Source organism: Pseudomonas rhizophila (genome assembly GCF_003033885.1).
Taxonomy (GTDB): Bacteria; Pseudomonadota; Gammaproteobacteria; order Pseudomonadales; family Pseudomonadaceae; genus Aquipseudomonas; species Aquipseudomonas rhizophila.
The window spans coordinates 1,155,864-1,177,687 of sequence record NZ_CP024081.1 but is presented as its reverse complement, the minus strand read 5'-3'; the positions used below and the strand labels follow the sequence as shown (position 1 = coordinate 1,177,687).

General features: G+C 62.3%; 21 protein-coding genes. 5 read left to right on the top strand and 16 right to left on the bottom strand.

Annotation, left to right across the window (positions count from 1 at the left end; translation table 11 throughout):
* Nucleotides 1-3: 3 nt before the first annotated feature.
* From CRX69_RS05475 to CRX69_RS05460, 3 genes are all read right to left on the bottom strand, one after another.
* Nucleotides 4-333 (bottom strand): hypothetical protein, encoded by a 330-nt coding sequence (locus tag CRX69_RS05475; RefSeq protein ID WP_047229012.1) that lies wholly within the window; start codon nucleotides 331-333, stop codon nucleotides 4-6.
* A 227-nt stretch (nucleotides 334-560) separates the two neighbouring features.
* Complete coding sequence (locus CRX69_RS05465; protein ID WP_107321685.1) at nucleotides 561-1,772, bottom strand: cytochrome c biogenesis protein DipZ; 1,212 nt, start codon at nucleotides 1,770-1,772, stop codon at nucleotides 561-563.
* A gap of 178 nt (nucleotides 1,773-1,950) precedes the next feature.
* Nucleotides 1,951-2,214: a DUF2790 domain-containing protein gene (locus tag CRX69_RS05460; RefSeq protein WP_047228959.1), complete on the bottom strand. Its 264-nt coding sequence runs from the start codon at nucleotides 2,212-2,214 to the stop codon at nucleotides 1,951-1,953.
* Between the two features lie 232 nt (nucleotides 2,215-2,446).
* On the opposite strand from CRX69_RS05460, the gene CRX69_RS05455 reads away from it, so the two are divergent.
* From CRX69_RS05455 to CRX69_RS05440, 4 genes are all read left to right on the top strand, one after another.
* The gene (locus CRX69_RS05455) at nucleotides 2,447-3,187 is read left to right on the top strand and encodes a response regulator (protein ID WP_003202589.1); all 741 of its coding nucleotides are present in this window, start codon (nucleotides 2,447-2,449) and stop codon (nucleotides 3,185-3,187) included.
* On the top strand, nucleotides 3,184-4,494 hold the full coding sequence (locus CRX69_RS05450) for an ATP-binding protein (RefSeq protein WP_076385208.1): 1,311 nt from the start codon (nucleotides 3,184-3,186) through the stop codon (nucleotides 4,492-4,494). The genes CRX69_RS05455 and CRX69_RS05450 overlap by 4 nt, the downstream gene beginning before the upstream one ends.
* Nucleotides 4,495-4,778: 284 nt before the next feature.
* Entirely contained in the window at nucleotides 4,779-5,444 is a 666-nt protein-coding gene (locus CRX69_RS05445) for a ferric reductase-like transmembrane domain-containing protein (RefSeq protein WP_076385210.1), read from the top strand.
* Between the two features lie 18 nt (nucleotides 5,445-5,462).
* Nucleotides 5,463-5,957 carry an HvfX family Cu-binding RiPP maturation protein gene (locus CRX69_RS05440; RefSeq protein ID WP_107321684.1) on the top strand — a complete coding sequence of 165 codons (495 nt, stop codon included), beginning with the start codon at nucleotides 5,463-5,465 and terminating at the stop codon, nucleotides 5,955-5,957.
* 123 nt (nucleotides 5,958-6,080) lie between these two features.
* Here the strand turns inward: CRX69_RS05440 and CRX69_RS05435 are convergent, their stop codons facing one another.
* The 3 genes from CRX69_RS05435 to CRX69_RS05425 form a co-directional block, all read right to left on the bottom strand.
* Nucleotides 6,081-6,842: an HvfC family RiPP maturation protein gene (locus CRX69_RS05435; protein WP_107321683.1), complete on the bottom strand. Its 762-nt coding sequence runs from the start codon at nucleotides 6,840-6,842 to the stop codon at nucleotides 6,081-6,083.
* Nucleotides 6,835-7,722, bottom strand: a complete 888-nt coding sequence (locus CRX69_RS05430) for an HvfB family MNIO-type RiPP peptide maturase (RefSeq protein ID WP_107321682.1) — start codon at nucleotides 7,720-7,722, stop codon at nucleotides 6,835-6,837. The genes CRX69_RS05435 and CRX69_RS05430 overlap by 8 nt, the downstream gene beginning before the upstream one ends.
* Nucleotides 7,723-7,884: 162 nt before the next feature.
* Nucleotides 7,885-8,271 carry an EF-hand domain-containing protein gene (locus CRX69_RS05425; protein ID WP_047228954.1) on the bottom strand — a complete coding sequence of 129 codons (387 nt, stop codon included), beginning with the start codon at nucleotides 8,269-8,271 and terminating at the stop codon, nucleotides 7,885-7,887.
* A 403-nt stretch (nucleotides 8,272-8,674) separates the two neighbouring features.
* Here CRX69_RS05425 and CRX69_RS05420 point away from each other — a divergent pair, with 403 nt between their 5' ends.
* Entirely contained in the window at nucleotides 8,675-11,248 is a 2,574-nt protein-coding gene (locus CRX69_RS05420; protein WP_107321681.1) for a bifunctional diguanylate cyclase/phosphodiesterase, read from the top strand.
* On the opposite strand, the gene CRX69_RS05415 is transcribed toward CRX69_RS05420, so the two are convergent.
* The 10 genes from CRX69_RS05415 to CRX69_RS05370 form a co-directional block, all read right to left on the bottom strand.
* Nucleotides 11,243-12,241 (bottom strand): LysR family transcriptional regulator, encoded by a 999-nt coding sequence (locus CRX69_RS05415; RefSeq protein ID WP_047228952.1) that lies wholly within the window; start codon nucleotides 12,239-12,241, stop codon nucleotides 11,243-11,245. The two genes, CRX69_RS05420 and CRX69_RS05415, sit on opposite strands and share 6 nt — an antisense overlap.
* Nucleotides 12,242-12,456: 215 nt before the next feature.
* Nucleotides 12,457-13,401 carry a peptidylprolyl isomerase gene (locus CRX69_RS05410; protein ID WP_107321680.1) on the bottom strand — a complete coding sequence of 315 codons (945 nt, stop codon included), beginning with the start codon at nucleotides 13,399-13,401 and terminating at the stop codon, nucleotides 12,457-12,459.
* Nucleotides 13,398-13,877 (bottom strand): YbjN domain-containing protein, encoded by a 480-nt coding sequence (locus tag CRX69_RS05405; RefSeq protein ID WP_107321679.1) that lies wholly within the window; start codon nucleotides 13,875-13,877, stop codon nucleotides 13,398-13,400. Before CRX69_RS05405 ends, CRX69_RS05410 begins: the two co-directional genes overlap by 4 nt.
* A gap of 21 nt (nucleotides 13,878-13,898) precedes the next feature.
* Entirely contained in the window at nucleotides 13,899-14,546 is a 648-nt protein-coding gene (locus CRX69_RS05400) for a DNA repair protein (protein WP_107321678.1), read from the bottom strand.
* A 15-nt stretch (nucleotides 14,547-14,561) separates the two neighbouring features.
* Nucleotides 14,562-16,253: a putative porin gene (locus CRX69_RS05395; RefSeq protein WP_047228948.1), complete on the bottom strand. Its 1,692-nt coding sequence runs from the start codon at nucleotides 16,251-16,253 to the stop codon at nucleotides 14,562-14,564.
* A 39-nt stretch (nucleotides 16,254-16,292) separates the two neighbouring features.
* Entirely contained in the window at nucleotides 16,293-16,997 is a 705-nt protein-coding gene (locus tag CRX69_RS05390; RefSeq protein WP_107321677.1) for an energy transducer TonB family protein, read from the bottom strand.
* Nucleotides 16,998-16,999: 2 nt separating this feature from the next.
* On the bottom strand, nucleotides 17,000-17,425 hold the full coding sequence (locus tag CRX69_RS05385) for an ExbD/TolR family protein (RefSeq protein ID WP_047228946.1): 426 nt from the start codon (nucleotides 17,423-17,425) through the stop codon (nucleotides 17,000-17,002).
* Between the two features lie 11 nt (nucleotides 17,426-17,436).
* Nucleotides 17,437-19,272, bottom strand: coding sequence for a DUF2341 domain-containing protein (locus tag CRX69_RS05380; protein ID WP_076385222.1), 1,836 nt, complete (start codon nucleotides 19,270-19,272; stop codon nucleotides 17,437-17,439).
* A gap of 17 nt (nucleotides 19,273-19,289) precedes the next feature.
* A complete protein-coding gene (locus CRX69_RS05375; protein ID WP_372241374.1) occupies nucleotides 19,290-20,846 on the bottom strand; it encodes a ShlB/FhaC/HecB family hemolysin secretion/activation protein in 1,557 nt (518 codons plus the stop codon).
* Nucleotides 20,847-20,920: 74 nt separating this feature from the next.
* Nucleotides 20,921-21,523, bottom strand: coding sequence for a transposase (locus CRX69_RS05370; protein ID WP_047228943.1), 603 nt, complete (start codon nucleotides 21,521-21,523; stop codon nucleotides 20,921-20,923).
* Nucleotides 21,524-21,824: the final 301 nt, after the last annotated feature.

Below are 21,824 nucleotides of genomic sequence, written 5' to 3'. Positions count from 1 at the left end.
CGCTTATCTTCGCGCCAGCGCATGCCGCACGCACTGTTCGTAGTAGGTCTGCTTGATGGCCGCGGGCTTGAGACGTGAAGCGCTGTTATAGGTCTGTTCGGTGATGCCCAGGGCGGTCATGCGCATCCACGGCCGGGGAAACTTGCGCACCTGCAACCTTTTACGCGCGCCGTACAAGGTGATCCCGGAAAGCTTCGACGCCTGGGCGCCGGCGGCAATGTCCGAACCCCAACGGCACACCGACTGCTGGTTTTTCGTCAGGGCCTTTGCCTGAGCCTCAAGCGAAACGGCGACCAAGAGACACGTCACCACGACCCACATAGAAATCCGCATAGGTTTGTCGCCCAACTTTCTGAAATAAAAGAAGTTTGACAACCTTGGAAAGAGCAAGGGGCCAGCACGGCTACGCAATTCCTAGTAGGGAGGGATTCATCTGTGGGAGCAAGGCTTGCCCGCGATGAACGATAACGCGGTTCAATTGTTCGACCGCGGTGCGGCTATCGCGGGCAAGCCTTGCTCCCACAGATCCCTTCGCCTCAAGCAAGCTCCCTCGCCACGGGTTACTGGCTGGCCTTGGCTTCCTCCAACAATTGCTCAATCACCCGTTCCTGCTCGGCATACCGCCCTTCGCCAAAGTGGCTGTAGCGCACCTGACCCTTGGCATCGATGAAGTAGTGGGCTGGCCAGTACTGATTGTTGAAAGCGCGCCAGATTGCATATTGGTTATCGATGGCCACCGGGTAGTTGATCCCCAGCTTGCGAACCTGCTCGCGCACGTTGTCGATGATTTTCTCGTAGCCGTACTCAGGTGTGTGCACGCCGATCACCACCAGCCCCTCCTTCTCGTACTTGCGCGCCCAATCGTTCACATAGGGCAGCGTGCGCTGGCAGTTGATGCAGTCATAAGTCCAGAAATCCACCAGCACCACCTTGCCCCGCAGTGACTCGCTGCTCAAGGGTGGCGAGTTCAACCATTGCACGGCGCCCTCCAGGGATGGCATCTCGCCCTGAGGCTGAAGCGATTCCAGGGGGGCCGCGCTCGCCTTTTCGACCAGGTAATCGATGGCCTTGGGCACATTCTTCAGTACCCCCTGCTCCAGGGTCGCAGCCCCTTGGGAGGAGGTACTGGCCAACAGGCGATCATCGGCACCCGTGCCAATCGCCACGGCTGCCAGCAATACCACGACACCGGTACCCCGGCGCAGCCAGGTGGTGATCGGCAATGACAGCTTGAGGCGGTCGGCCAATCCGCGCCCGGCCAGGATCAGCACACCCAGCGACAAGGCACTGCCCAGCCCGTAAGCGAGCAGCAGCAGACTGGTTTCAGCACTCGCGCCTTGCAGCATGGCCCCGGTCAGAATCACCCCGAGTATCGGCCCGGCACACGGCGCCCAGAGCAGCCCGGTGGCGACCCCGATCAGCACCGAGCCCACAGGCCCGGCCATCCGTCCGGCACCGTTATCGATACGGTTGCCCAGGCTCACCAGCGGCCGCGCCAGCCATATACCGACCCGGCTGAACATCAGCGACAAGGCGAACAGCACCATCACCCACAGAGCGATTTGCCGGCCAACGCTGCTGGCTCGCACCACCCACTCGCTGCTGACCACCGCCAGACTCGAAACCAGGTCAAACGTCAGCACCATGCCGGCCAGCGTCAGCAGTACCGAGCCCCGCGAGCGATTGGCCCGGGCAAACAGAAACGGCACCACCGGAAGGATGCAGGGACTGAGGATCGTCAGGATCCCGCCCAGAAAAGCGATCAAAAGCATGGCAACACCTCAACGGTAGGTAGATAGACTGAACACACCAAATCGGGCGGCGCCTCTGTGGGAGCAAAGCTTGCTCGCGATAAACGATGACGCGGTATTGCCAGGAATCGAGGCGCCTGCATCGCGAGCAAGCTTTGCTCCCACAGATTTACTGCCACAGGTTGGCTGCCACGGCGAGTCAGTTCTGGTTGCTGCAGTTGTCAGCCAGCTTGCGATAGTCCAGCGCCTGCTTGTGGCCCGCTGAGTCGAGGTAGGTCATGCGGGCATTCACCACGCCGCAGGCCGGGGTCGGATCCTCGCTGAGGGACAGGACCTTCTGGATATCCAGGTGGGTGCCATAGGCGTAGGTCTGAGCCTGGACATGACTCTCGGCCCGGGCCGACAAGGTGCAGATGTTCAGCGCGGCGAAAAGGCAGGCGGCGTAGACGGCTTTGGTGTTCATGGCGGTATCCTCGATGCATTCAATGGGTGTGTTTTTCGGCCGGGGCGTGTTGTGCCGCCTCGATGGATGCCATTGAATGCCCGTGAGGTATCGCGTCTGTATCGGGCAACGCGGCTTTTTGAATCCCTGTGTATCCGCCGCGCGCCAGATACACTGCAATACAAACCGCCGCGAGCCGGGCTGGCCGGCGCCTGTAGACTGATCACAACGAAACGCCAAGGGGCAGAACACCATGGATCACGTCGATCATGTGTTGATCGTGGATGACGATCGCGAAATCAGAGAGCTGGTGGGCAACTACCTGAAAAAGAACGGCCTGCGTACCACCGTGGTTGCCGATGGCCGGCAGATGCGTGCCTTTCTCGAAACGACTCCGGTGGACCTGATCGTGCTGGACATCATGATGCCGGGCGATGATGGCCTGGTGCTGTGCCGGGAACTGCGCGCCGGCAAACACAAGGCCACACCGGTGCTGATGCTCACCGCCCGCAACGATGAAACCGACCGCATCATCGGCCTGGAAATGGGCGCCGACGATTACCTGGTCAAACCCTTCGCCGCCCGGGAGTTGCTGGCGCGGATCAACGCCGTGCTACGGCGTACCCGCATGCTGCCGCCCAACCTGGTGGTCACCGAAAGCGGTCGCCTGCTGGCGTTCGGCCGCTGGCGCCTGGACACCACTGCACGGCACCTGCTGGACACTGACGGCACCATGGTCGCCTTGAGCGGCGCCGAATATCGCCTGTTGCGGGTGTTCCTCGACCACCCGCAGCGGGTGCTCAATCGCGATCAGTTGCTGAACCTGACCCAGGGCCGGGACGCCGATCTGTTCGATCGCTCCATCGATCTGCTGGTCAGCCGGCTGCGTCAACGGTTGCTGGATGATGCCCGGGAGCCGGCCTACATCAAGACCGTGCGCAGCGAAGGCTATGTGTTCTCGTTGCCGGTGGAGATCCTTGAGGCGTCGGTATGACCCTGCCGCTGCGCTGGCCGCGCACCCTCGCCTCGCGCCTGTCGCTGATCTTCCTGATCGGCCTGATCCTGGCCCAGGGCCTGTCGTTCGGCGCCCAGTATTACGAACGCTACCAGAGTGCCAAGACCACCATGCTCGGCAACCTGGAAACCGACGTCTCGACCTCGGTCGCCATTCTCGACCGCCTGCCGGCTGCCGAGCGCCAGGCCTGGCTGCCGAAACTCGCCCGACGCAACTATGGCTACCTGCTCGATGAAGGTCAGCCAGGCCAGCGAATGCTTCCTGACAACGCCCCGGTGTCGGTGACTTCAATCCAGGAGGCCATCGGCCAAGCCTACGCCCTGACGTTCACCGACATTCCCGGACCGAAGCAGCATTACCAGGCGCACCTGCGCCTGGCCGACGGCAGCCCGCTGACCATCGACGTGCGCCCGGCGATGATGCCCCTCTCCCCCTGGCTCCCGGTGGTGTTGCTGGGGCAACTGGCGCTGTTGATCGGCTGCACCTGGCTGGCCGTGCGCATCGCCGTCGGCCCGCTGACCCGACTGGCCCAGGCGGTGGAAACCCTGGACCCGAATGCCCACAGCGTCCGCCTCGACGAAAAAGGCCCGACCGAAGTGGTGCATGCCGCCAAGGCGTTCAATGCCATGCAGGACCGTATCGCCGCCTACCTCAAGGAGCGCATGCAGTTGCTGGCGGCGATTTCCCATGACTTGCAAACCCCCATCACGCGCATGAAGCTGCGCGCCGAGTTCATGGACGACGGCATCGAAAAGGACAAGCTGTGTAGCGACCTGAGCGAAATGGAGCACTTGGTGCGCGAAGGTGTGGCCTATGCCCGCAGCATCCATGGCGCCACCGAAGCCAGCTGTCGCATCAACCTGGATGCGTTTCTCGACAGCCTGGTGTTCGACTATCAGGACATCGGCCAGGACGTGCAACTATCCGGGAAAAACGCCGCGGTCATCGACACCCGGCCCCATGCCCTGCGCCGGGTGCTGGTCAACCTGGTGGACAACGCCTTGAAGTTCGGCGGCGCGGCGCAGATCCAGGTGCAGCGCACTGACAGCGGACAACTGGCGATTCAAGTGCTGGACCGTGGCCCCGGCATCAATGAGCAGGAGCTGGCCGAGGTGCTCAAACCGTTCTACCGGGTGGAAAGCTCGCGCAACCGGGAAACCGGTGGTACCGGGTTAGGGCTGGCCATCGCCCAGCAACTGGCGATCGCCATGGGCGGTTCGCTGACCTTGAGCAATCGTGACGGCGGCGGGTTGTGTGCCGAGTTGCGGCTCAGCCGGGAAATTTAACCCCGATCCACCTGTGGGAGCGAGCCTGCTCGCGATGGCGTCGGTATAGCCAACATCTCTGCAAGCTGCACCACTGCTATCGCGAGCAGGCTCGCTCCCACAAAGGTCAGCCCCAGGCTTTAATGTACTCGGGCTTTGTATGCCAATGTGTCCGCCACAGGCACGGTTACACAGGCTTGCAAACGCCCGAATTCCAGACACACCCCACTTACACCCGTTTGAAAAACTCCCTTGTGTTCCCGGTCGCTATTCACGACCGGGCCCCACACCCAAGGAGCCTTCTCATGCCTGCTTCCACGTTTCGTTTCCAGGGCTGGTCGCTGTTCAGCCTGCTTGCCGCCCTGGTGCTGTTGATGACCGCACTGACCCTGGCGCTCCACCCGGACCTGACCGAGGGCGTGCGCAGCGCCATCCGCGCCACAGCCCGCTCATCCTTCGCCTTGTTTCTGCTGGCCTTTACCGCCTCGGCGTTTGCCGTGCTGGTGCCATCGCCCCTGAGCCGGTCCCTGGTCCGCGAGCGACGTTTCATCGGTTTGGCCTTCGCGTTTTCCCATCTGGTGCACGCCGTGCTGATCTACAGCTATGGGCAGCTCAACCCCGAGTTCTGGCCGGGTCGCACCACCGTTGGCAATATCCCCGGCTCCGTCGGATACGTATTCATCCTGCTGCTGGCCCTGACCTCCTTCAAAAGCACCGCGCGTCTGATTGGCGGCAAAGCCTGGAAACGCTTGCACGTCAGCGGCATGTGGGTGCTGGTGGCGATCTTTGCCTACTCCAACTTCAAGCGCATTCCCATGAGTGCCTGGTACGTGCTGCCCTTCGGCCTGACCTGCGCAGCCATCGCGATTCGTCTGGTGGGCAAGCTCGCCCAAGCCAACGCGCGCCGAAGGAGTTCATCGCCGTCGGGCCGCGCAGCCGCCCCTCTGGTTGCCACTGACCACTCGAATTGAGCCCCTGGGAGATCGATCATGTCTGCAGATGTTTTGAAAGGCCTGCGCACAACACTCGATCAGACCGGAACGTGGCTCGGGCCATTGGGCCTGCGCCTGTTCCTGGCCTGGGAGTTTTTCGAATCCGGTTGGGAGAAATGGCAGGGCGACAACTGGTTTGCCCAAATCCAGGCCGCGTTCCCCTTCCCCTTCAACCACTTGCCGGCCAGTTGGAACTGGGAACTGTCGATGTGGGCCGAACTGCTCTGCGCCCTCGCCCTGCTGATGGGCCTGGGCACTCGCCTTTCGGCGCTGGTGTTGATGGTCGTCACGGTCGTCGCCACCGCCGCCGTGCACTGGCCGGCGGATTGGTCAACCTTGAGTGAACTGGCCCAGGGGTACGCCATCACCAACAAAGGCCACGGCAACTTCAAACTGCCGTTGATCTATCTGGTGGCGTTGTTGCCGCTGCTGTTGCAGGGGGCAGGGAAGTTCAGTGTCGATGCGCTGCTCACTCGGGGATACCGCCGATAACATCGCCTGATACATATCCCTGTGGGAGCGAGCCTGCTCGCGATGGCGGTGGACCAGTCACATCGAAGTTGGCTGGAATACCGCTATCGCGAGCAGGCTCGCTCCCACAAGGAGGTTCTGCGCTTAACCGCCGGATTGCGCTTGCACGCCGACCACCCCTTCCCTGTGCATCTGGCGCAACAACATCACCGCGTTGTCCATGAATTCGTTTGAATCCACCCCCGCCTCCCGCGCCAGCGCAAACAACTGGTCGCGCCCAGCCAACCCGGGAAACTGCTCGATACGCTGCAACAGCCGCCAGGCCAACGGACTGAGCTCGGAAAAGCGCACCGCAAACCCAGGCGTTCGCCGCACCAGCAGCAGCGTCGGTTGCGGCGGTGGCGTCGTGGGCTGGTAGCCCGGCGCCAAGCGATGCACCGGCCAGAGGTACGCCAGCGGCCAGGCCAAAGGTGAAACACGCAAAGGCTGATCGAGCAATGCTGCCTCGTCACTGGCCGGCAGCGACTCGGCTTGCGCTTGCAGCAGTGCCATTTCGACCCACTCGTAGTGAGCCAGCTCGGCCACGAACGCCGGCTCGTCAGGCGACTGCCGGGCCGCGAGATAGCCCACGAACTCCCCGGCAATGTCTGCGAACCGGGGGGCTACGCAACGATGCTCACGCAAGAAACGGCGTACGCAGGCCCGCCACGCCTCCTGCCCCAGCACGCTCACCAGTACCGGGAATGTGCCGCTGAGCAACGCACGCATGTTTTCGAAAATCAGGTCCCGATACACCTGCGCCCGAGCCACGTCCATGCCCGGCGGAATCGGGCAGTGATCAGGATCGCGCAGGTAGCGGGTCAACGCCTGTTGCTGTTGCTGCAGTGTCTGCATGATTTCAGCCATGGGCCACCGCCTGCCCCGGCTCGGCCTGATCCTGCAATCGGCGAATAGTCTGCAGTTCGGCGGCCAGCACGGCGTAGGGCGGGAAATTGAAGTCCCGCTCGAGCAAGGTCGGCTGGACGCCGAAACGCGCGTAGGCCTGAGCCAGCAAAGCCCAGACCAGCGGTTTGACCGGCGCGCCATGACTGTCGATTTTCAAGGTATCGGACTCGTCGTAGTGCCCGGCCACGTGCATGCCCACCACCCGTTCAGGCGCAAGGCCAGCCAGGAATGCCTGGGGATCGAAGCCATGATTGACCGAGTTGACGTAGACATTGTTGACGTCCAGCAGCAGGTCGCAATCGGCTTCGTGCAATACCGCGAGGGTGAATTCCAGCTCCGTCATGTCTTGTTGCGGGGCGGCGTAATAGGAAACGTTCTCCACGGCCAGGCGGCGCCCCAGTACGTCCTGGGCCTGCCGAATCCGTGCCGCTACGTGATGCACCGCCTCCTCGGTAAAGGGCAACGGCAGCAAGTCATACAAGTGCCCTTCATCGCCGCAGTAACTCAGATGCTCGCTGTACATCGGTACATTGAAGCGCTCCAGGAAGTCGCGCACCTGCGCCAGAAACGCCAGGTCCAGCGGCGCCGGTCCGCCCAAAGACAGCGACAGGCCATGACACGACAACGGATAGCGTTCGGCCAGCCCATGCAAAGCGGCGCCGTGAGCGCCGCCAATGCCGATCCAGTTCTCCGGGGCCACTTCGAGAAAGTCGAAATCCCCGGCGGGCGCCTTGCGCAGTTCATCGAGCAAGGCGCGGCGCAGACCCAGGCCTACTGAGGGTTTGGTAATTGAGGGGGTGACCTGTACGGCGGGGCCTTTCAGGCCTGAATGTTGAGGCATGGCACATCTCCTTGGGGTAAGAGATGGGAAGCCATGAAGGGCGATTGCCAATCAGTCTGTAAAAACCAAACCCTGTGGCCAGGGAGCGGCTCCCTGGCCACAGTTGTTCGCTCGACAGGGCATCACTGGCGCCTGCCCCGTCAGACTTCCCACCGGTGAAAGTCAGGACTCGATAGCCGCCCCGCACTTGCCCTCGCCGCATTTGCCTTCGGCGCTCTTGGCCTGGCCCGCCAGGTATTTCTCGGCCTCAGGCAACGAGATGCCGCCATCATGGTTGGCGTCGATCTTGTCGTATTCAGCCGCGCGCTCCGGCGCCGCCGCAATGAACTCCTCGCGTGAAACCTTGCCGTCGTGGTTGGTATCGGTCTTGGCGAATTTATCTTCGCCGCACTTGCCCTCAGCGGGTTTCTTCACCGTATCGGCCGCCGCCAGGGTGTAGCCCTGGGCCAGATCGTTCATGGTCAGGGCCGAGGCTGCGGTGGAAAGGCCAAGGCCGCCGACCAGGGCCAGACCGAGTGCAAGAGACGAACTGCTGGAGAAGTTGAGCATGGGGGTGTTCCTCGAAAGTTCAGATACGCCAGTCACCGGCACCGGGGATCGGTGTCGGCTGGCAGGCGTAGTTAACCGTCGATGTGTATCCGGGCTGTGTCGCCAGCCGAGGTGAAAACAAGCAAATGTATCCAGGCCGCCCTGCTACACACTGGGATACACGCCCATGCGCGCGTGGCCGGTCGATCCGAACGAGCGCGGCATCGTTGTGCGGATCGCCAAACAGCTGCCGGGGAATCGCCAGGACAAGGAATGAGCCAGGCCTCTGCGACGACCGTTTTGCCTGAAGGCCAATAGCCAAGCGCCTCTGCGCCGTGTCAACTGTCGGAACGGTTAAGTTAATTGAGCCGACAGCCGATACAGGGACGTGCGGGATATTTCGCGTTTAGCTGATGGCTTGTTTATGACTGAAGATGCTGGCAACGACTCCACTGTTTCGCCCCCAGGCCTGCCCAGCCAGAGCTTCACCCGTCGCACCTTCCCGGCCATCATGCTTTTGCTGTTCGTCATGTCAGCACTGGCTATCGCACTGTTGCTCAGCATTACCGGGGCCCAGGATAGGCGCGCCCGTGAACAGAGCCTGTTTTTCGCCCAGCGCGCCATCGACGGTATCCGCGCCGGCATCGGGCGGGACCTGAGTGACTATTCCAAGTGGAGCGACGCCTACCGGCATCTGCATGTCGAAATGGACAAAGACTGGGCCTATGACCAGGAAAACGTCGGCAGCAGCGTTTTCGGGCTCTACGGCTACCAGGCGGTGTTTGTCATTTCCCCGACCGGCAAAACCGTCTATTCGGTGATCAATGGCGATATGAGTGAGGTCGACGCCGACACGTGGCTGGCCGGTGACCTGCAAGGGCTGGCGAAGAAAGCCAGCGACCCGCAGAACCGCGATGAAGTCATCGTCGAGCTGCTGCATCACGACGGCGCACCTGCGTTCGTCGCCGCCTCGGCCATCACCGTCGGCACCGACGACAGCGTGCCCGAAATCCCGGGGCCGCCCAGTTTGCTGCTGTTCGTGAAAGTCCTTGATGCCGCCTCTTTGCAAAACCTGGCGCGAGACTTTGCCCTGCCAGATGCCCACATCACCCATGCGCCGGAGCAGATGGGCACGGCCCGGATATCCCTTGACGGCCAGACCGGCGAGGCTTTGGCGTGGCGTCCGGAGACCCCCGGCAACGACCTGCGCAAGGCCCTGCTGCCCTTGCTGGTCCTGGCGCTGCTGGTGTTGGCCATCCTCGCGCTGGCGGTGCTGCGCCATGCCCTGGTCATGCTTCGCGCCCAGGAACGTCAATACGCCAGCCTGTTGGCCCACCGCAAGGCACTGGAACGTAGCGAAGAACGTTTTCGGGATATTGCCGAAGTGTCCTCCGACTGGTTATGGGAAGTGGATTCGACCGGGACGCTGACCTACCTGTCGGAACGTTTTGAACAAGTGACCGGCTTCAACCCCACACAATGGCTGGGCAAGCCCCTGCATCGGTTGCTCCATCCCCACGGTGGCTCGATTTCGATTGCCCAATGGCTGCTCGGCGGGGCCAACAGCGATTCGTCGGCACCGTTGTTATGCGAGTACACCGCGCGCAATCAGCGTATCCGCACGTGCAAACTTTCGGTCCGCGCCATCGAAGCCGGCACCTTGGGCTTTCGGGGCACCGCCACCGACATTACCGAGGAGCTGCGGGCGCTGGCCCAGATCAAGCACCTCTCGCTGCACGACCCGCTGACCGGGCTGGCCAATCGAAACCGGTTGTTCGATTGCCTCAGCGAACACCTGGACCCGGCCGACGGGGCACCGCTGGCGGTGCTGAACCTGGACATGGACCGGTTCAAGCCGGTCAACGATTCCCTGGGGCATGCCGTAGGCGACAAAGTGCTGCGGGAAGTGGCCCATATCCTTCAGCAGAACGTGCGCAGTTCCGACCTGGTGGCCCGTCTGGGCGGTGATGAGTTTGTCATCGTCATGCCCGATCCCGGCAGTCCCCGGGACCTGGAACAACTCTGTGAGCGCCTGATCGATTGCATGCAGCGCCCCATGCACCTCGACGGCAACACCTTGTACCTGGGCGTGAGCATCGGTGTGGCCTGGTCGCAACCCGGTGACGAGCGCGCCACTGAATTGTTGCGTCACGCGGACATCGCTTTGTATGCAGCCAAGACGGCGGGCCGCAACACCTGGCGGGTCTATGAGGAGGCCATGGGCAACATGGCTCGCGATCGTCGGCGCTATGAGCAGCAACTGCGCGACGCCATGCAACGCGAACAACTGGAGCTGCGTTACTTGCCTCGCTTCGATGTGTGTGCCGAACAACTGCACGGCTTCGAGGCCCAGACTTTCTGGCACCATCCCGAGAAAGGTGAACTGGGTGGAGCGGACTTCATCCCGATCGCCGAAGCGTCTGGCCAACTGGAAGAGCTGGGGACCTGGATGTTGATCAACGTCTGCGAAGAAGCAGTGACCTGGCCCACCGCTGTCAACGTTTCCGTCGCGGTTTCGCCCAAGTGGTTCAGCAGCAGCTTCTTGCTCAATCAGGTGCGAACGGCCCTTGAGACAAGTGGCCTGGTCCCCCAGCGCCTGACCCTGGAAGTGGCCGAAGGGGTTCTGCTGATCGACCACAAAGCGGTCGCCAGTACCCTTCATGCGCTCAAGGACCTGGGCGTGCGCATCAATATCGACAAGTTCGGCACCAGCATCGCCTCCCTTCGCGAGGTACTGAACCAACCGTTCGATGGCATACGCTTTGATCGCAACATCCTGTCGCAGCTGGGCCTGGAACATGATCGCGAAGGCGTGCTGGCGATGATCCGACTCAGCCGCAGCGTAGGTCTCATGGTCACCGCCGAAGGCATCGAAAACGCCCGGCAATTCAGCCAATTGCGCAGCGTGGCCTGCGACCACGTACAAGGCCCCTACTTCGGCTCGGCCCTGGCCCGCTCGGAAATGGCCTCGTTCTTTACAACACCCCGGTGGTTATAGGGCATCGTTCTGGATGACTTGAAACCACTCTTTGCGCTCATCCAGCGTGTGCCGAATCAATTCGACAAGCATCTGCACTTGCGGCATGTCCAGGGCGTGACTGCCCACGGCCATCCATAACTGACGCTGCATCGGGTGCTCGAATACCCTCGGCAACGCGATCAGGCCACGGTCCAAGCCACTCATGTACTGAGGCAACAGACCGATGCAGGCGCTGCAACGAATCATTTCCAGCATCAACGCGTAGGATTGCACCTGCACCACGCCCGCGCGGCGTTGCTCCATCAGAGCGTTCCACGGCGCGAAGCTGTCCACCTGACCGTCTGGCTGCCATTGCACAAGCATGTAGTCGCTCAGGTCGTCCAGGCACTCGGGGCGGGTAGCCGGGCGTGAGTAGCGCTTGGCGATGTGTGGCACATAGTCCAGCCGTGCCAGTCGTTCGGGTGATTGCGTGGGAAAACTCGGCCCCGGTCCCAAGGCGTGCGAATCACTCAACCACAGCACCAGGTCGGCACTGATGGCTTGCAGCGCCAGCTCACTGTCCAGGGTGATGATCTGCAACCGCACACTGGCGTTGCGCCGCAGCAAAGAGATCAGGTCACGGCCCAGGATGTCGTGCAGAATCGACTCGGCCACGGCCAGGCGGACCCGTGGTTGATCATTGTGCGGCACTGAGCTTTCGTGGACCTGTGCAATCAATCGCGCCTGCAGCTGCCGGCCCTCGCGACTGAGGGTCAAGGCGCTGCCCTGGAAACTGAACAACGAGCGTTGCAGCGTCGCCTCCAGCTGCGCCAACTGCTTGCGCAGCCAGGTCGCTTTGACGTTCAGGCTGCGAGCCGCCTGCATGAAACAGCCGCAACGGGCACTGACCAGAAAACACTGCGCCACCTGAGGCGAAATGCCGGATGCCTGGACCAGCCAGGGCTCAGCGATGCGCGACGGTGAGCGATACTCGGTGACAGCCTGGCGTCCTGCGGGCTCGATGAATGACATAGGTGACTCCCTGTCGGTTGTACGGGATAAGCGTTGATGCACATTCCAGCCAAGCATAATTCCCGTGGCGAGGGAGCTTGCTCCCGCTGGGCTGCGCAGCAGCCCCAATGAGGTTGCCGCGGTCCTCCAGCGGGAATCTGGATATAGCTTTTTGGGGCCGCTTCGCAGCCAGCGGGAGCAAGCTCCCTCGCCACAAAAGCTCGGTGCGGGCTTGGTTAACGCGCCTCCTCCAGCACCTTGCTCAACTGCGCGCCATCAATGCTCAGGGTCGCGGTGTCAAGCATGCCGTCCAGGTAAGCCTTGGCAATCTGTTCCTGGCGCTGGGCACGCAAGGCCTGGGTCAGGCGCTCGCGTACTTCCTCCAGGGTTGCTTCCCGGGGCGGCTGTTGTTCAGTGAGTTTGATCACATGGAAGCCCGCCGCGCTCTGCACCGGGTCCGATACGGCACCGAGTTTCAAACGCGCCACAGCCTCACGCACTGGCGGCACCAGTTGCTGCAACGGTTGCAGGCCACTGTCGCCACCGCGCTCGGCACTGGTGCGATCCTGGGAAAACCGGGTCGCCAGGGCGGCGAACTCTGCCGGCGACGCCTGGGCTTTCTGGCTCAACTCGACAGCTCTGCGGCGCGTCGCCTCCATTGTTTGCGGCTCGGTCGCGGCCAGGAATATCTGGCTGACCCGGTACAGCGCCGGCACTGCCCAGTTGGCTTTCCCTGCCTCGTAAGCCTGCTGCAATTCCTCCTCACTGGGATACTCGGCCGGCACCTGACTAACCGACTGCAAGTAATCACGAAACACAATCTGCTCAGCCGCCGCCCGGGTCTGGCGTTCCACCTCCGGGCGCTGACGCCAGCCCTGGGCATCGGCCTGTTCCAGCACGGCTTTTTCCGCCAGCCGCGTACGGATCCAACCCTCCAGGACCGCTCGGTTACCGAGCATCTGCTGACGAACTTCCGGCGCCAGCGCTGACAGCAACACTTTGAGTTCTTGCGGGCTGACTTGCTGGTTGCCCAAGCGGGCCAGACTCGGCGAATCGGCCGAGGCAACTGTGACGGTCTGCACCGCCGCTACCGGATCGCTGCCCGGCCTCAGGCCAAGCACAACAGCCACGGCGACCAGGCCCAACGCGGCGGCGCTGATAACAAAGGTCGGTTTTTTCACGATGCGGTGGCCTCCTCCAACGGCTGCTCGGCGGGTTCAACCTGGGGCTGCATCCGTGCCGCGTTCTGGCTGTACTCGCGCAGATAAACGATGAACTCCTGCAACAGGCGATCCCACAATTCCAGGTTGCTGCGCAAGTGATCTGCGCTGACACCTGCGGCGACCACGACATCCATTTCCATCACCAGAAACTCGCCCTGCACCGACAACCTTGCAAAACGCCGCGAAGCGTTCCATAGCTCGGCCAGACCGGCCGGCAACTCACCCTGTACCCGCAAGGCGCAACTGAAGGTGAAGTCCAGATACTGATCAGGCGCGGCCGACAGGTTGCCGAAGCGCACCGCATAACCGATGCCCTGGCTGGCGCTAAGCAGTTGCACGATGCCGTTCTGTTCCGTTTCGTTGACCCGGTACCCGGCGGCTTGCAACAGCTCGGTCAGGGACGTTGGGCTGACGTGTTCAATCAATGAAGTCATGGTCGACTCTTCCTTGCGCTATCAATGGGTGATCGAGGCCTGGGGCGCATCGAAACGGTTCTTGTAGAGGTCATCGCCAAAGCCCTGGGCCAGCTCTTCGAAACGCACCCGGGTCTTGGCGGCGAAGGGCTGGCGGATTTTCATGACGTCGGTGACGTCAATGGTTTCGTAGGCGTGGAGCAGCGTCTTGGCGACTTCGTACATCTGCTGATTCTTGACCGAACATTGCTGCACTTGTGTGTCACGCTCACTCAGTTGAGCTTCCAGACGAGCACGTTCGGCTTCCTTGCCACGGGCCAGGACCAGCAATTCGTCATAGGCTTTCTTGAACTTGCCGATCTGGTCGTTGCTGGCCGCCACCTGGGCCTGGGCCTGGCTGCGCAGGCTCTGCTCGTGCCCGGCCAATTGCTCGTTCAGGGCCTGGGCCTTGCTCAACTGCGCGGTCAATTGCTTGATCTGCTCCTGGGCTTGCCGGGCCTGGTCTTGCGCCGCCTGCCGGGCGGCGCTGGCCTGGGCCTGTTCACTCTGCAAGGTTTGCAACTGCGCGGTGGTGCTGCGCAATTGCGCCCGCAGGCGTTCTTCCATTCCTTCGCCGCGGGCCGTGCCGCTTAACAGCAGGCCCAGCACCAGCAACGCTACCGGACAATGGTTCATGGCTCGCCTTTTCATGAGGCCTCCCTGCGCTTAGAAGCGCGTGTTGATTTCAAGCTGCAAGACATCGATGTCATACGGCGCGCCGTACACCGCTTCGGAACTCAGCCAGCGACCGGTGGCGAAGACGTTGCTTGCCAGACCGTAGTTGCCGCCCAGGAAGTAACCTTTGGCATTGGTGCCACCCAGGTGAAACGACGAATCGTTGAAACCGTCCGGCAAGGCATCCGGCTGGATGTACTTGTAGCCGGCGAACAGGTTCCAGTCGCCCTGGCGCTTGAGTTCCAGTGAGTTGCCCAAGGTGAACTGGAGCATCCAGGCGTTGGCGCCGCTTTCCACCTCACCGTTTTCGTCCAGGTTGTTGGCGAACTGCCCTTCGGAGCGCTTGCGCATCTCGCCTTCGTCGTAGCCCAGGTTATGCACGTAGTTGGCCTGGCTGCGCAGTTTCAGGTCTTGCGGCAGATCGGTGTCCCACTGCAGATTCAGGTCCAGCAGGTTGAACTCCGAGGCCAGGCCGACATACTGCGGCTGTGGCGTGGTGGACGGGTTGAGAGGATTGGGCGTGATGTCCCGTAGCAGGAACACCGTGTTGCCCTTCTGCATGAACGCCACGCGCGAACCATCGCTGTCGCAACCCGGGTCACCGGCCCACGGCTCGCACGGCGAGGAGCGCTGGCCTTCGATATCGTCGAAGCGGTAATAGGCCAGCGCGCCCTTGACGCGGTTGCTGTCGTTGATCGCCCAATTGGCCCCCAGCTGCGCCCCGTACAACCACTTGTTGTCGCTCTCCTCTTTGTCGGAACCGTTGCTGGTGCTGGTGTCGTTGGTGTACTCCACCGGGAACGCACCGACGGTGCCGAACAGGCCCCAGTCCTGATTGAGCTTGCGGTTGAAAATCGCCGCCACCCCATCAAAATTCAGGTCACCGGAATACAACAGGTCGGTGGAGTAAAACGGATTGGCGATTCGCCCGCCGGTCAGGGTCAAGTCGTCCGAGGGTTTCCAGGTCAGGTAACCCTGGTCGAGCCAGATGTCCTTCTTGCCGAAACCGCCGCCCAGGGTCTGGGTGGTGGACACCGGGTTGTTGTCCGAGCCGGTGCCGATGCGAATGCCGGCGGTCCATTGCGGAGCGATCACCGCCTTCATGCCCAGGCGTGCGCGCAGGCGGAACAGGTTTTCCCGGTCTTCGCGAGTGTTGAGCAACGGCGGCAGACTGGAGCTGCTGTTGGGGTTGACGTCGTACGGTCCTCGGTCATTGAGCCGGGCGAAGTCGACGATTTCGTTGCTGTTGGTACCCGAGTAGTAGCGTGACTCATCGCGCAGACGAATGTCGCCATCAAAACTGATCCGCGAGACCCAATCCGGAAAGGTGTTGGGTTGAGCCCAGTTTTCCTGCTTGGCGGTGGCCATCACTTCAGCCTTGACCTGATCGCGGATCTGCTCGCGCACGATGTTTGGCACGTATTGCACCCGCACATCCCCCGGTGCGCCGGCCGGTGTTGCGACGACCGCCGTGGCCGCCTGGCGGGCCTGCACGGCTTCCCGTTCGGCCTGGGCGATCAAGCCATCGGCCTGGTCCTGCTTCAACACGCCCTGCTGTACCAGCAGGCGGATCAGATTGATCGTGGCGTTTTCCGACGGCGCCGGGGCGGCGGCCGCGTGCCCGGCCAGGCTCAATACAACCAGGCCGATTGCCCAAGACAATCGATTCACATTGGAAATCATCTGCACACAACTCCTGTTGGCAAACTTTCAAATATTCGGTTAACCCGGACGCCGTCCCTGCAAGGACAGGCGCACGGGCAAAGTCAGGGAGGCCGGTGGCCGCTCACTCAGAGGGGGAGCGCTGCGCAAGGCGGTGATGACTTGTTCATCCACTTGCCCGTTGCCGCTGGACTTGACCAGCTCGACCCGGGTGATCTCGCCCACGGCGCTCAGCCAGACGTCGGCCTGCAGTGAGAAGGCCAGGCTGCGCAGTTCGGGGTTTTCCCGAAGCAAGCGCTGGAAGGTGAACGCCAGGAACTGGCTGTAGGTGCCGTTACCCAGGCGCCCGCCTCCAGCCCCGGCCATGCCACCGCCCTTGCCCGCACCGATGTTGAACGCGTCGTTGCCGGCCTGGGCATCACCGTCCATTTGCATGGGGTTCTCCAGGTCATCCACCGGTGACGGCGGCGCTTCTTCTTCGGGCTTGATCTCCTCGGGCTCCGGGGTCGGTTCTGGCTCGACCACTTTCTCCTCGACCTGGGGCTCCGGTTCCTTGGGTTTTTCCGGCGGCGGCGGGGGCGGCGGTGGCAGCGGAATAATGGTTGGCACCTTTGGCGCTTCACGGCGCACGCCACTCATGTCGTTGGCCCATTGCCACAGCAGCCAGGCCACCACGCCACCCAGCACCAGGGCGGCGGCCCACTTGAACAGGCGCAGCGGCGCGTTCTTCACCGGGGGCGGGTTGATGGGAAGTTTGGCGGTCATGGTCAGCCCTGGCTCGGTTTGCCGGTCACGAGACCGACCTGTGACAATTCCAGGCGCCGCAACAGATCCAGCACTTCGATGACTTTCTGGTACTGCACCGTGGCGTCGCCGCGCACGATCACCGGAAAATCCGGGCTCTGGGCTTTTTCGATACGCAGACGCTCCTCCAGCTCGCCCAGAGTCACCGGGTAGGCATCAAGGAACACCTGCCCGCCGTCGTTCACCGAAATGGCCTTGGTCTTGGCTTCGGACAACGACACCGAGGCGCTGGCCTTGGGCAGGTTGATCTGAATACCCGACACCTGCGCCGTAGCGGTGAGGATGAACATCACCAACACCACCATGAGCACGTCCACCAACGGCGTGATGTTGATGCTGTCCACTGCGGCGTCATCGTCGTCATCGTGTGAAGCGTTTACGCTAGCCATGACTGCGCTCCTCAGGCCGGTACGGGCGATTGAACGTGATGGTCACGGCGATGCGCCGCTTCACCGGACTGACCTTCGCCGTGCATCTCCGCCAGGCGCGTGATGAACTCGTCGACGAACACCCGCATGTCGGCGCTGACTTCCTTGTTGCGGGTGATCAGCCGGTTGTAGCCAAACAACGCAGGGATCGCGACGAACAAGCCCATGGCAGTGGCGAGCAAGGCTGCGGCCATGCCCGGGGCAATGGCGTTGATGTTCACGTCACCGGCCATGGCCGTGCCGAGGAACACCACCATGATCCCCAGCACCGTGCCGAGCAGGCCGATGTACGGCCCGCCGGCGATGGCGTTGGAGAGGGTCGAGAGTTTCGAGCTCAGTTGCTGGTTTTCCCGGGTGCGCACACCGTCCATGGAGCAGCGGATCGCTTCGATGGTGGCGGCCGACACCGACGAGGTATCGGCGCCCTGCTCGCGACGGGTGCGGATCTCCTTGACCGCCACCAGGTACAACCGCCACAGGGACGAATGTTGCAGGCGCTGGGCGAGGTCCTGATCGTCGGCGAACATTTCCAGGCGCGTGCCGATCGTGGCGAACTGCTCACGGAAGGCTTCGTTGGCGGCACTGAGGCGGCTGACCATGCGGTTCTTGCGGATCATGATGACCCACGACTGGAACATCATCAGCACCAGCACCGCGATGATCACCCAGGCGTCCAGCGGCACAGCGTTGAGCAGGAAACCCAGGCTGCCGAAACCGAAGCCGGACTGCTCTTCATCGACCCCGTAGGCCACCAGTTTTGATTCGGCGCCCTGGGCATTGGCATCAGCCAACAGCAACGGCGCCGCACGGGCGACCTTGGACAGCCGCACCTCGTCCATGGCCCCGCTGAACGGCACGAAAGCCCCGGTGGGAAGATCAGTTGAAGGGTCGGAGGCAAGCCCCGTAGAAAGATCGGCCCCCAGGGCCATCGGCGAATTGAACGCCGGCATCGCCACCGCCAGGCTCGCGGTTTCACGACCGTTGACGTACAGCACGACCCGGTCGCCCGAGGCGGTCAACGCCAGGTGTTGCCATTGGCCGGGGTTCAACGGTTGAGTCGAGACGGCACGCTGACCGTCAATGTCCAGGAATGGCACACCCTGGTTCACCCCCACCAACAGGCTGGCGGCGGCCTCACGGCGGGCCAGGATCACTTGCTCACCGCTGGCCTGATCCTGGCGCAGCCAGGCGCTGAATGTGAACGCCGCGCCGGTGCTGTGCTGCAATGAAGGGCTGGCCGGCAACAGCAGCGGCTGGCCGTTGAATTGCAAGGCACGACCGATCACGCCATCGATGCTGGTGCCAGCGGCGCCCTGGGCATTGTTGCCATACGCCGTGGCATCCCGGGGCGGTACACCGGTGGTGCCATCGAAGTGGTAAAGAGCGGTGTAATCCGGGTCGAAGGTCAATTGGCCGCTGCCGGTGGCCGGCGCCTTCTGGTTGCCGTAGTACATCCACAGATCCTGACGCTGGCCACCCTCCACGTTCGGTACATCGACCCAGATCAAGGCCATCCCCATCAACGGGTCGAAGCTTTCGATCTGGTGATTGAGCACGGTCTTGTCATCGGCACTGACAAAACGCAGGTCCGAGCCATCATCCTTGACACCGTCGAAGGTGAAGTTGCCGGTGTGCAGGCGTACCAGCAATGCGGTGCGGCCCAGGGCCTGGCTGATCGCCGCGCCTTGGGGCGTGGTGTCCACGGAAATCTGTTTGCGGTAGTGCCAGTCGTCCTGCCACCAAGCATTGGCCGTGGCTGGAAGCACCAGCCCCAGGCAGATAAACAGGGATAACAATAAGCGTTGCATGGACATGACTCCTAGGTTCAAAACGTCGCTTGCAGGTTGAAATGCAGGCGCGATTCCTGTTTCGAGGTGTTCGGCCCTTCGAGCAGCGGGTAGCCCCAATCGAGGCTGCCGGACAGCCATTTGCTCAGGCTCGCGCGAGTGCCGAGGCCGACACTGGCCAGGCTGTAATCCGCGTCCTGATCGGGCAGTTCGTCGCGCAAGTACAACTGCGCGCCTTCGGCGAAGGCGTAGAACCGCCACTCCTGGACATAACTGCCGAGGAACTTGGCAATGGAAGGTGTACGCAACTCCTGGGACAGCAGGTAGCCGTCATCCCCGGTACGCTCGGCGGCCAGATAACCGCGAACCGATGTCGCGCCACCGGCAGAGAATTGTTCGTTGGAAACCAGCGGCCCGGACGCCAGCTGGAACGCGGCTTTGGACGCGGTCTGCCAGTCGTTGGCGAAGGTGAAGGTGTAATTGCCGTCACCCTTGAGCACCGCAAAACTGGGGCTGGCGCGGTAGCGCTTGTAGTCGAAGTCTTCGTCGGAACTGCCATAGCCCAACAGGCTGCGGGTGCCCGCCACCAGGCTCAGGCCAAGGCCCAACTGGCTGTTTTCGGTGTAGCGAAAGCCGTTGTAGGCGAAGGTGAACGGCGCGTACTTGAGCGGTACTTTGTCGCTGGCGCCACCCAGATTCAGCTCTTCCTCAAAGTCTTTGAAATCCACGCCAATGGAAAACGTATTGGCCCAGGCGGCGCTGGACGCCAAGGTGTAGATCGCCGAGACACCGTACGAATGGCCCCTGCCCAAGACGTTGCTGCCGCCGATGGTCGCCACGTTGCTGTCGGACTGGTAACCGGAGAACTGGACACTCCAGTGCTCGTCCAGCGGTGCGGTATAGGAGCCCGACCAGACCTTGGCGTTTTCGGTGTCCTGGGGCGCGGTGAAGAAGGTCAGCGAGAGGCTGTGACCCAATTGCCAAAGGTTGTTGTAGCCCAGGCTGGCGACTGTGCGCAGCTTCTCGGTGTCGGCGCTGTAATCGTTATTGAGCCCCAGGCTGGCTTGCCACGGGTTCTGATCCTCGACCTGCAAGTCCACATCCATGGTGCCGGGCCGCTGGCCCTCGCGTACCAACGGCATGACCTGGCGCCCCGGGGTCTTGTTCAACTGCGCCAACTCGGTCTGGACCTGGGCGAAATCGGGCACCTCGCCTTCCTTGAGCGCGGGCACGTCCTCGCGGATCTCCACGGGCGAATAATGCTTGGCACCCACCACGCGGACTCGGCCGACTTTGGTCTCGCTGACCTGCAGGTAGACGATGCCGTCTTCGACTTTCTGCTCCGGCAACTCGACGAACACCGATTGATAACCGCGCGCCTGATAGGCCTTCTGCAGCGCCTCCCGGGCACCTTCGATATCGCTCAAGGCCTTTTGCGGGCCGAGGAACGGGTACACCGCCTCCTCGATGGCCCGGGCATCGAGCACGGTGTTGCCACGCACGAAATACTCGTTCACGTCCACCAGGCGAGCCGGGGCCGATTCGACTTCCTGCTGCGCTTGCGCGGCGAACGCCGACGGCCCCCCGACCGTCAACACCAACCAGCCCCACAGCGCTGGCCGCGATTTGAAGAAATGCTCCACACCACCCCCTGAATTCAAAGTACCGCTCAATTGCTTGCAGTCGATGTCGTGGCGTGCCGCGCCAGCCAGGTGTGCAGCAGCGCGAAATTCAAGGAGAACTCCGGCATTTGCAGCAAGGCACCGCAGAACACTTCACCGATTATTTTCTGGATGAGCCTCACCGCCCGCGCATCGCCCAGCAGCGTGGCGAGGTCTTTGCTCAAAACGTCGAAGCGCCAGACCTTCTGGTTCAGGTCCAGGCCGACGAACCAACGGAACAGCAGGTTGTAATTGAGTTGTTCGTAGAGTTGCTGCTCGCTGGGCACCGAATAGAGCAGTTGCAGTAAAAGGATGTGCATGACGGTCTGCGGTGCGATCAGCATCTCGGCGCTTGCGGTGAGGCCTTGCAGCACGTCGCGGTGGTCGTCCAGCAGGTCGTCGATTTGCGGACGCAGCAACACCAGTGAATGGCCTTGCGGGATGTAGCTGGACACTTCCTTGAGTGCGCCCTGCCAGTCATCCTGGGAAACGATCCAGACCCACGGTGCGCCGTAGCGATACACCGAGACCGGCTGCTTGCGCGCCGCCTCGACGATCTTCGACAACCGCTGGTCAAGCTCCTGCATGCCCACTTTCGAATAACGTTCCATAGTTCCCATCGCCTCACTCCCGGCTGCCTGCCCCGGTTCCAAACGACCTTGCAGGTCCCCTCGAACACGTCACACAGGCTTGACGGGAATGGCGATGTGCTACCGAACTTTTGTCATGAAAGCTTCATTTGGATGGACGTCGATGGGAACTTGAGCGCGGCTCCCGTGGCGAGGGAGCTTGCTCCCGCTGGGCTGCGCAGCGGCCCCAAAAAGGCTGCTGGGGAGTATCTGACACACCGCGGTGATTGGCTTGGGGCTGCTGCGCAGCCCAGCGGGAGCAAGCTCCCTCGCCACAGGTACT

Bases quoted from the DNA above. Each gene is read 5' to 3' on its own strand.
- CRX69_RS05405 (WP_107321679.1), bottom strand. From the start codon at position 13,877: ATGACTTCATTGATTGAACACGTCAGCCCAACGTCCCTGACCGAGCTG.
- CRX69_RS05440 (WP_107321684.1), top strand. From the start codon at position 5,463: ATGTCTGCAGATGTTTTGAAAGGCCTGCGCACAACACTCGATCAGACC.
- CRX69_RS05445 (WP_076385210.1), top strand. From the start codon at position 4,779: ATGCCTGCTTCCACGTTTCGTTTCCAGGGCTGGTCGCTGTTCAGCCTG.
- CRX69_RS05370 (WP_047228943.1), bottom strand. From the start codon at position 21,523: ATGGAACGTTATTCGAAAGTGGGCATGCAGGAGCTTGACCAGCGGTTG.
- CRX69_RS05390 (WP_107321677.1), bottom strand. From the start codon at position 16,997: ATGACCGCCAAACTTCCCATCAACCCGCCCCCGGTGAAGAACGCGCCG.
- CRX69_RS05450 (WP_076385208.1), top strand. From the start codon at position 3,184: ATGACCCTGCCGCTGCGCTGGCCGCGCACCCTCGCCTCGCGCCTGTCG.
- CRX69_RS05380 (WP_076385222.1), bottom strand. From the start codon at position 19,272: ATGCAACGCTTATTGTTATCCCTGTTTATCTGCCTGGGGCTGGTGCTT.
- CRX69_RS05385 (WP_047228946.1), bottom strand. From the start codon at position 17,425: ATGGCTAGCGTAAACGCTTCACACGATGACGACGATGACGCCGCAGTG.
- CRX69_RS05425 (WP_047228954.1), bottom strand. From the start codon at position 8,271: ATGCTCAACTTCTCCAGCAGTTCGTCTCTTGCACTCGGTCTGGCCCTG.
- CRX69_RS05400 (WP_107321678.1), bottom strand. From the start codon at position 14,546: ATGAAAAGGCGAGCCATGAACCATTGTCCGGTAGCGTTGCTGGTGCTG.
- CRX69_RS05465 (WP_107321685.1), bottom strand. From the start codon at position 1,772: ATGCTTTTGATCGCTTTTCTGGGCGGGATCCTGACGATCCTCAGTCCC.
- CRX69_RS05435 (WP_107321683.1), bottom strand. From the start codon at position 6,842: ATGGCTGAAATCATGCAGACACTGCAGCAACAGCAACAGGCGTTGACC.
- CRX69_RS05460 (WP_047228959.1), bottom strand. From the start codon at position 2,214: ATGAACACCAAAGCCGTCTACGCCGCCTGCCTTTTCGCCGCGCTGAAC.
- CRX69_RS05415 (WP_047228952.1), bottom strand. From the start codon at position 12,241: ATGTCATTCATCGAGCCCGCAGGACGCCAGGCTGTCACCGAGTATCGC.
- CRX69_RS05455 (WP_003202589.1), top strand. From the start codon at position 2,447: ATGGATCACGTCGATCATGTGTTGATCGTGGATGACGATCGCGAAATC.
- CRX69_RS05475 (WP_047229012.1), bottom strand. From the start codon at position 333: ATGCGGATTTCTATGTGGGTCGTGGTGACGTGTCTCTTGGTCGCCGTT.
- CRX69_RS05430 (WP_107321682.1), bottom strand. From the start codon at position 7,722: ATGCCTCAACATTCAGGCCTGAAAGGCCCCGCCGTACAGGTCACCCCC.
- CRX69_RS05395 (WP_047228948.1), bottom strand. From the start codon at position 16,253: ATGATTTCCAATGTGAATCGATTGTCTTGGGCAATCGGCCTGGTTGTA.
- CRX69_RS05420 (WP_107321681.1), top strand. From the start codon at position 8,675: ATGACTGAAGATGCTGGCAACGACTCCACTGTTTCGCCCCCAGGCCTG.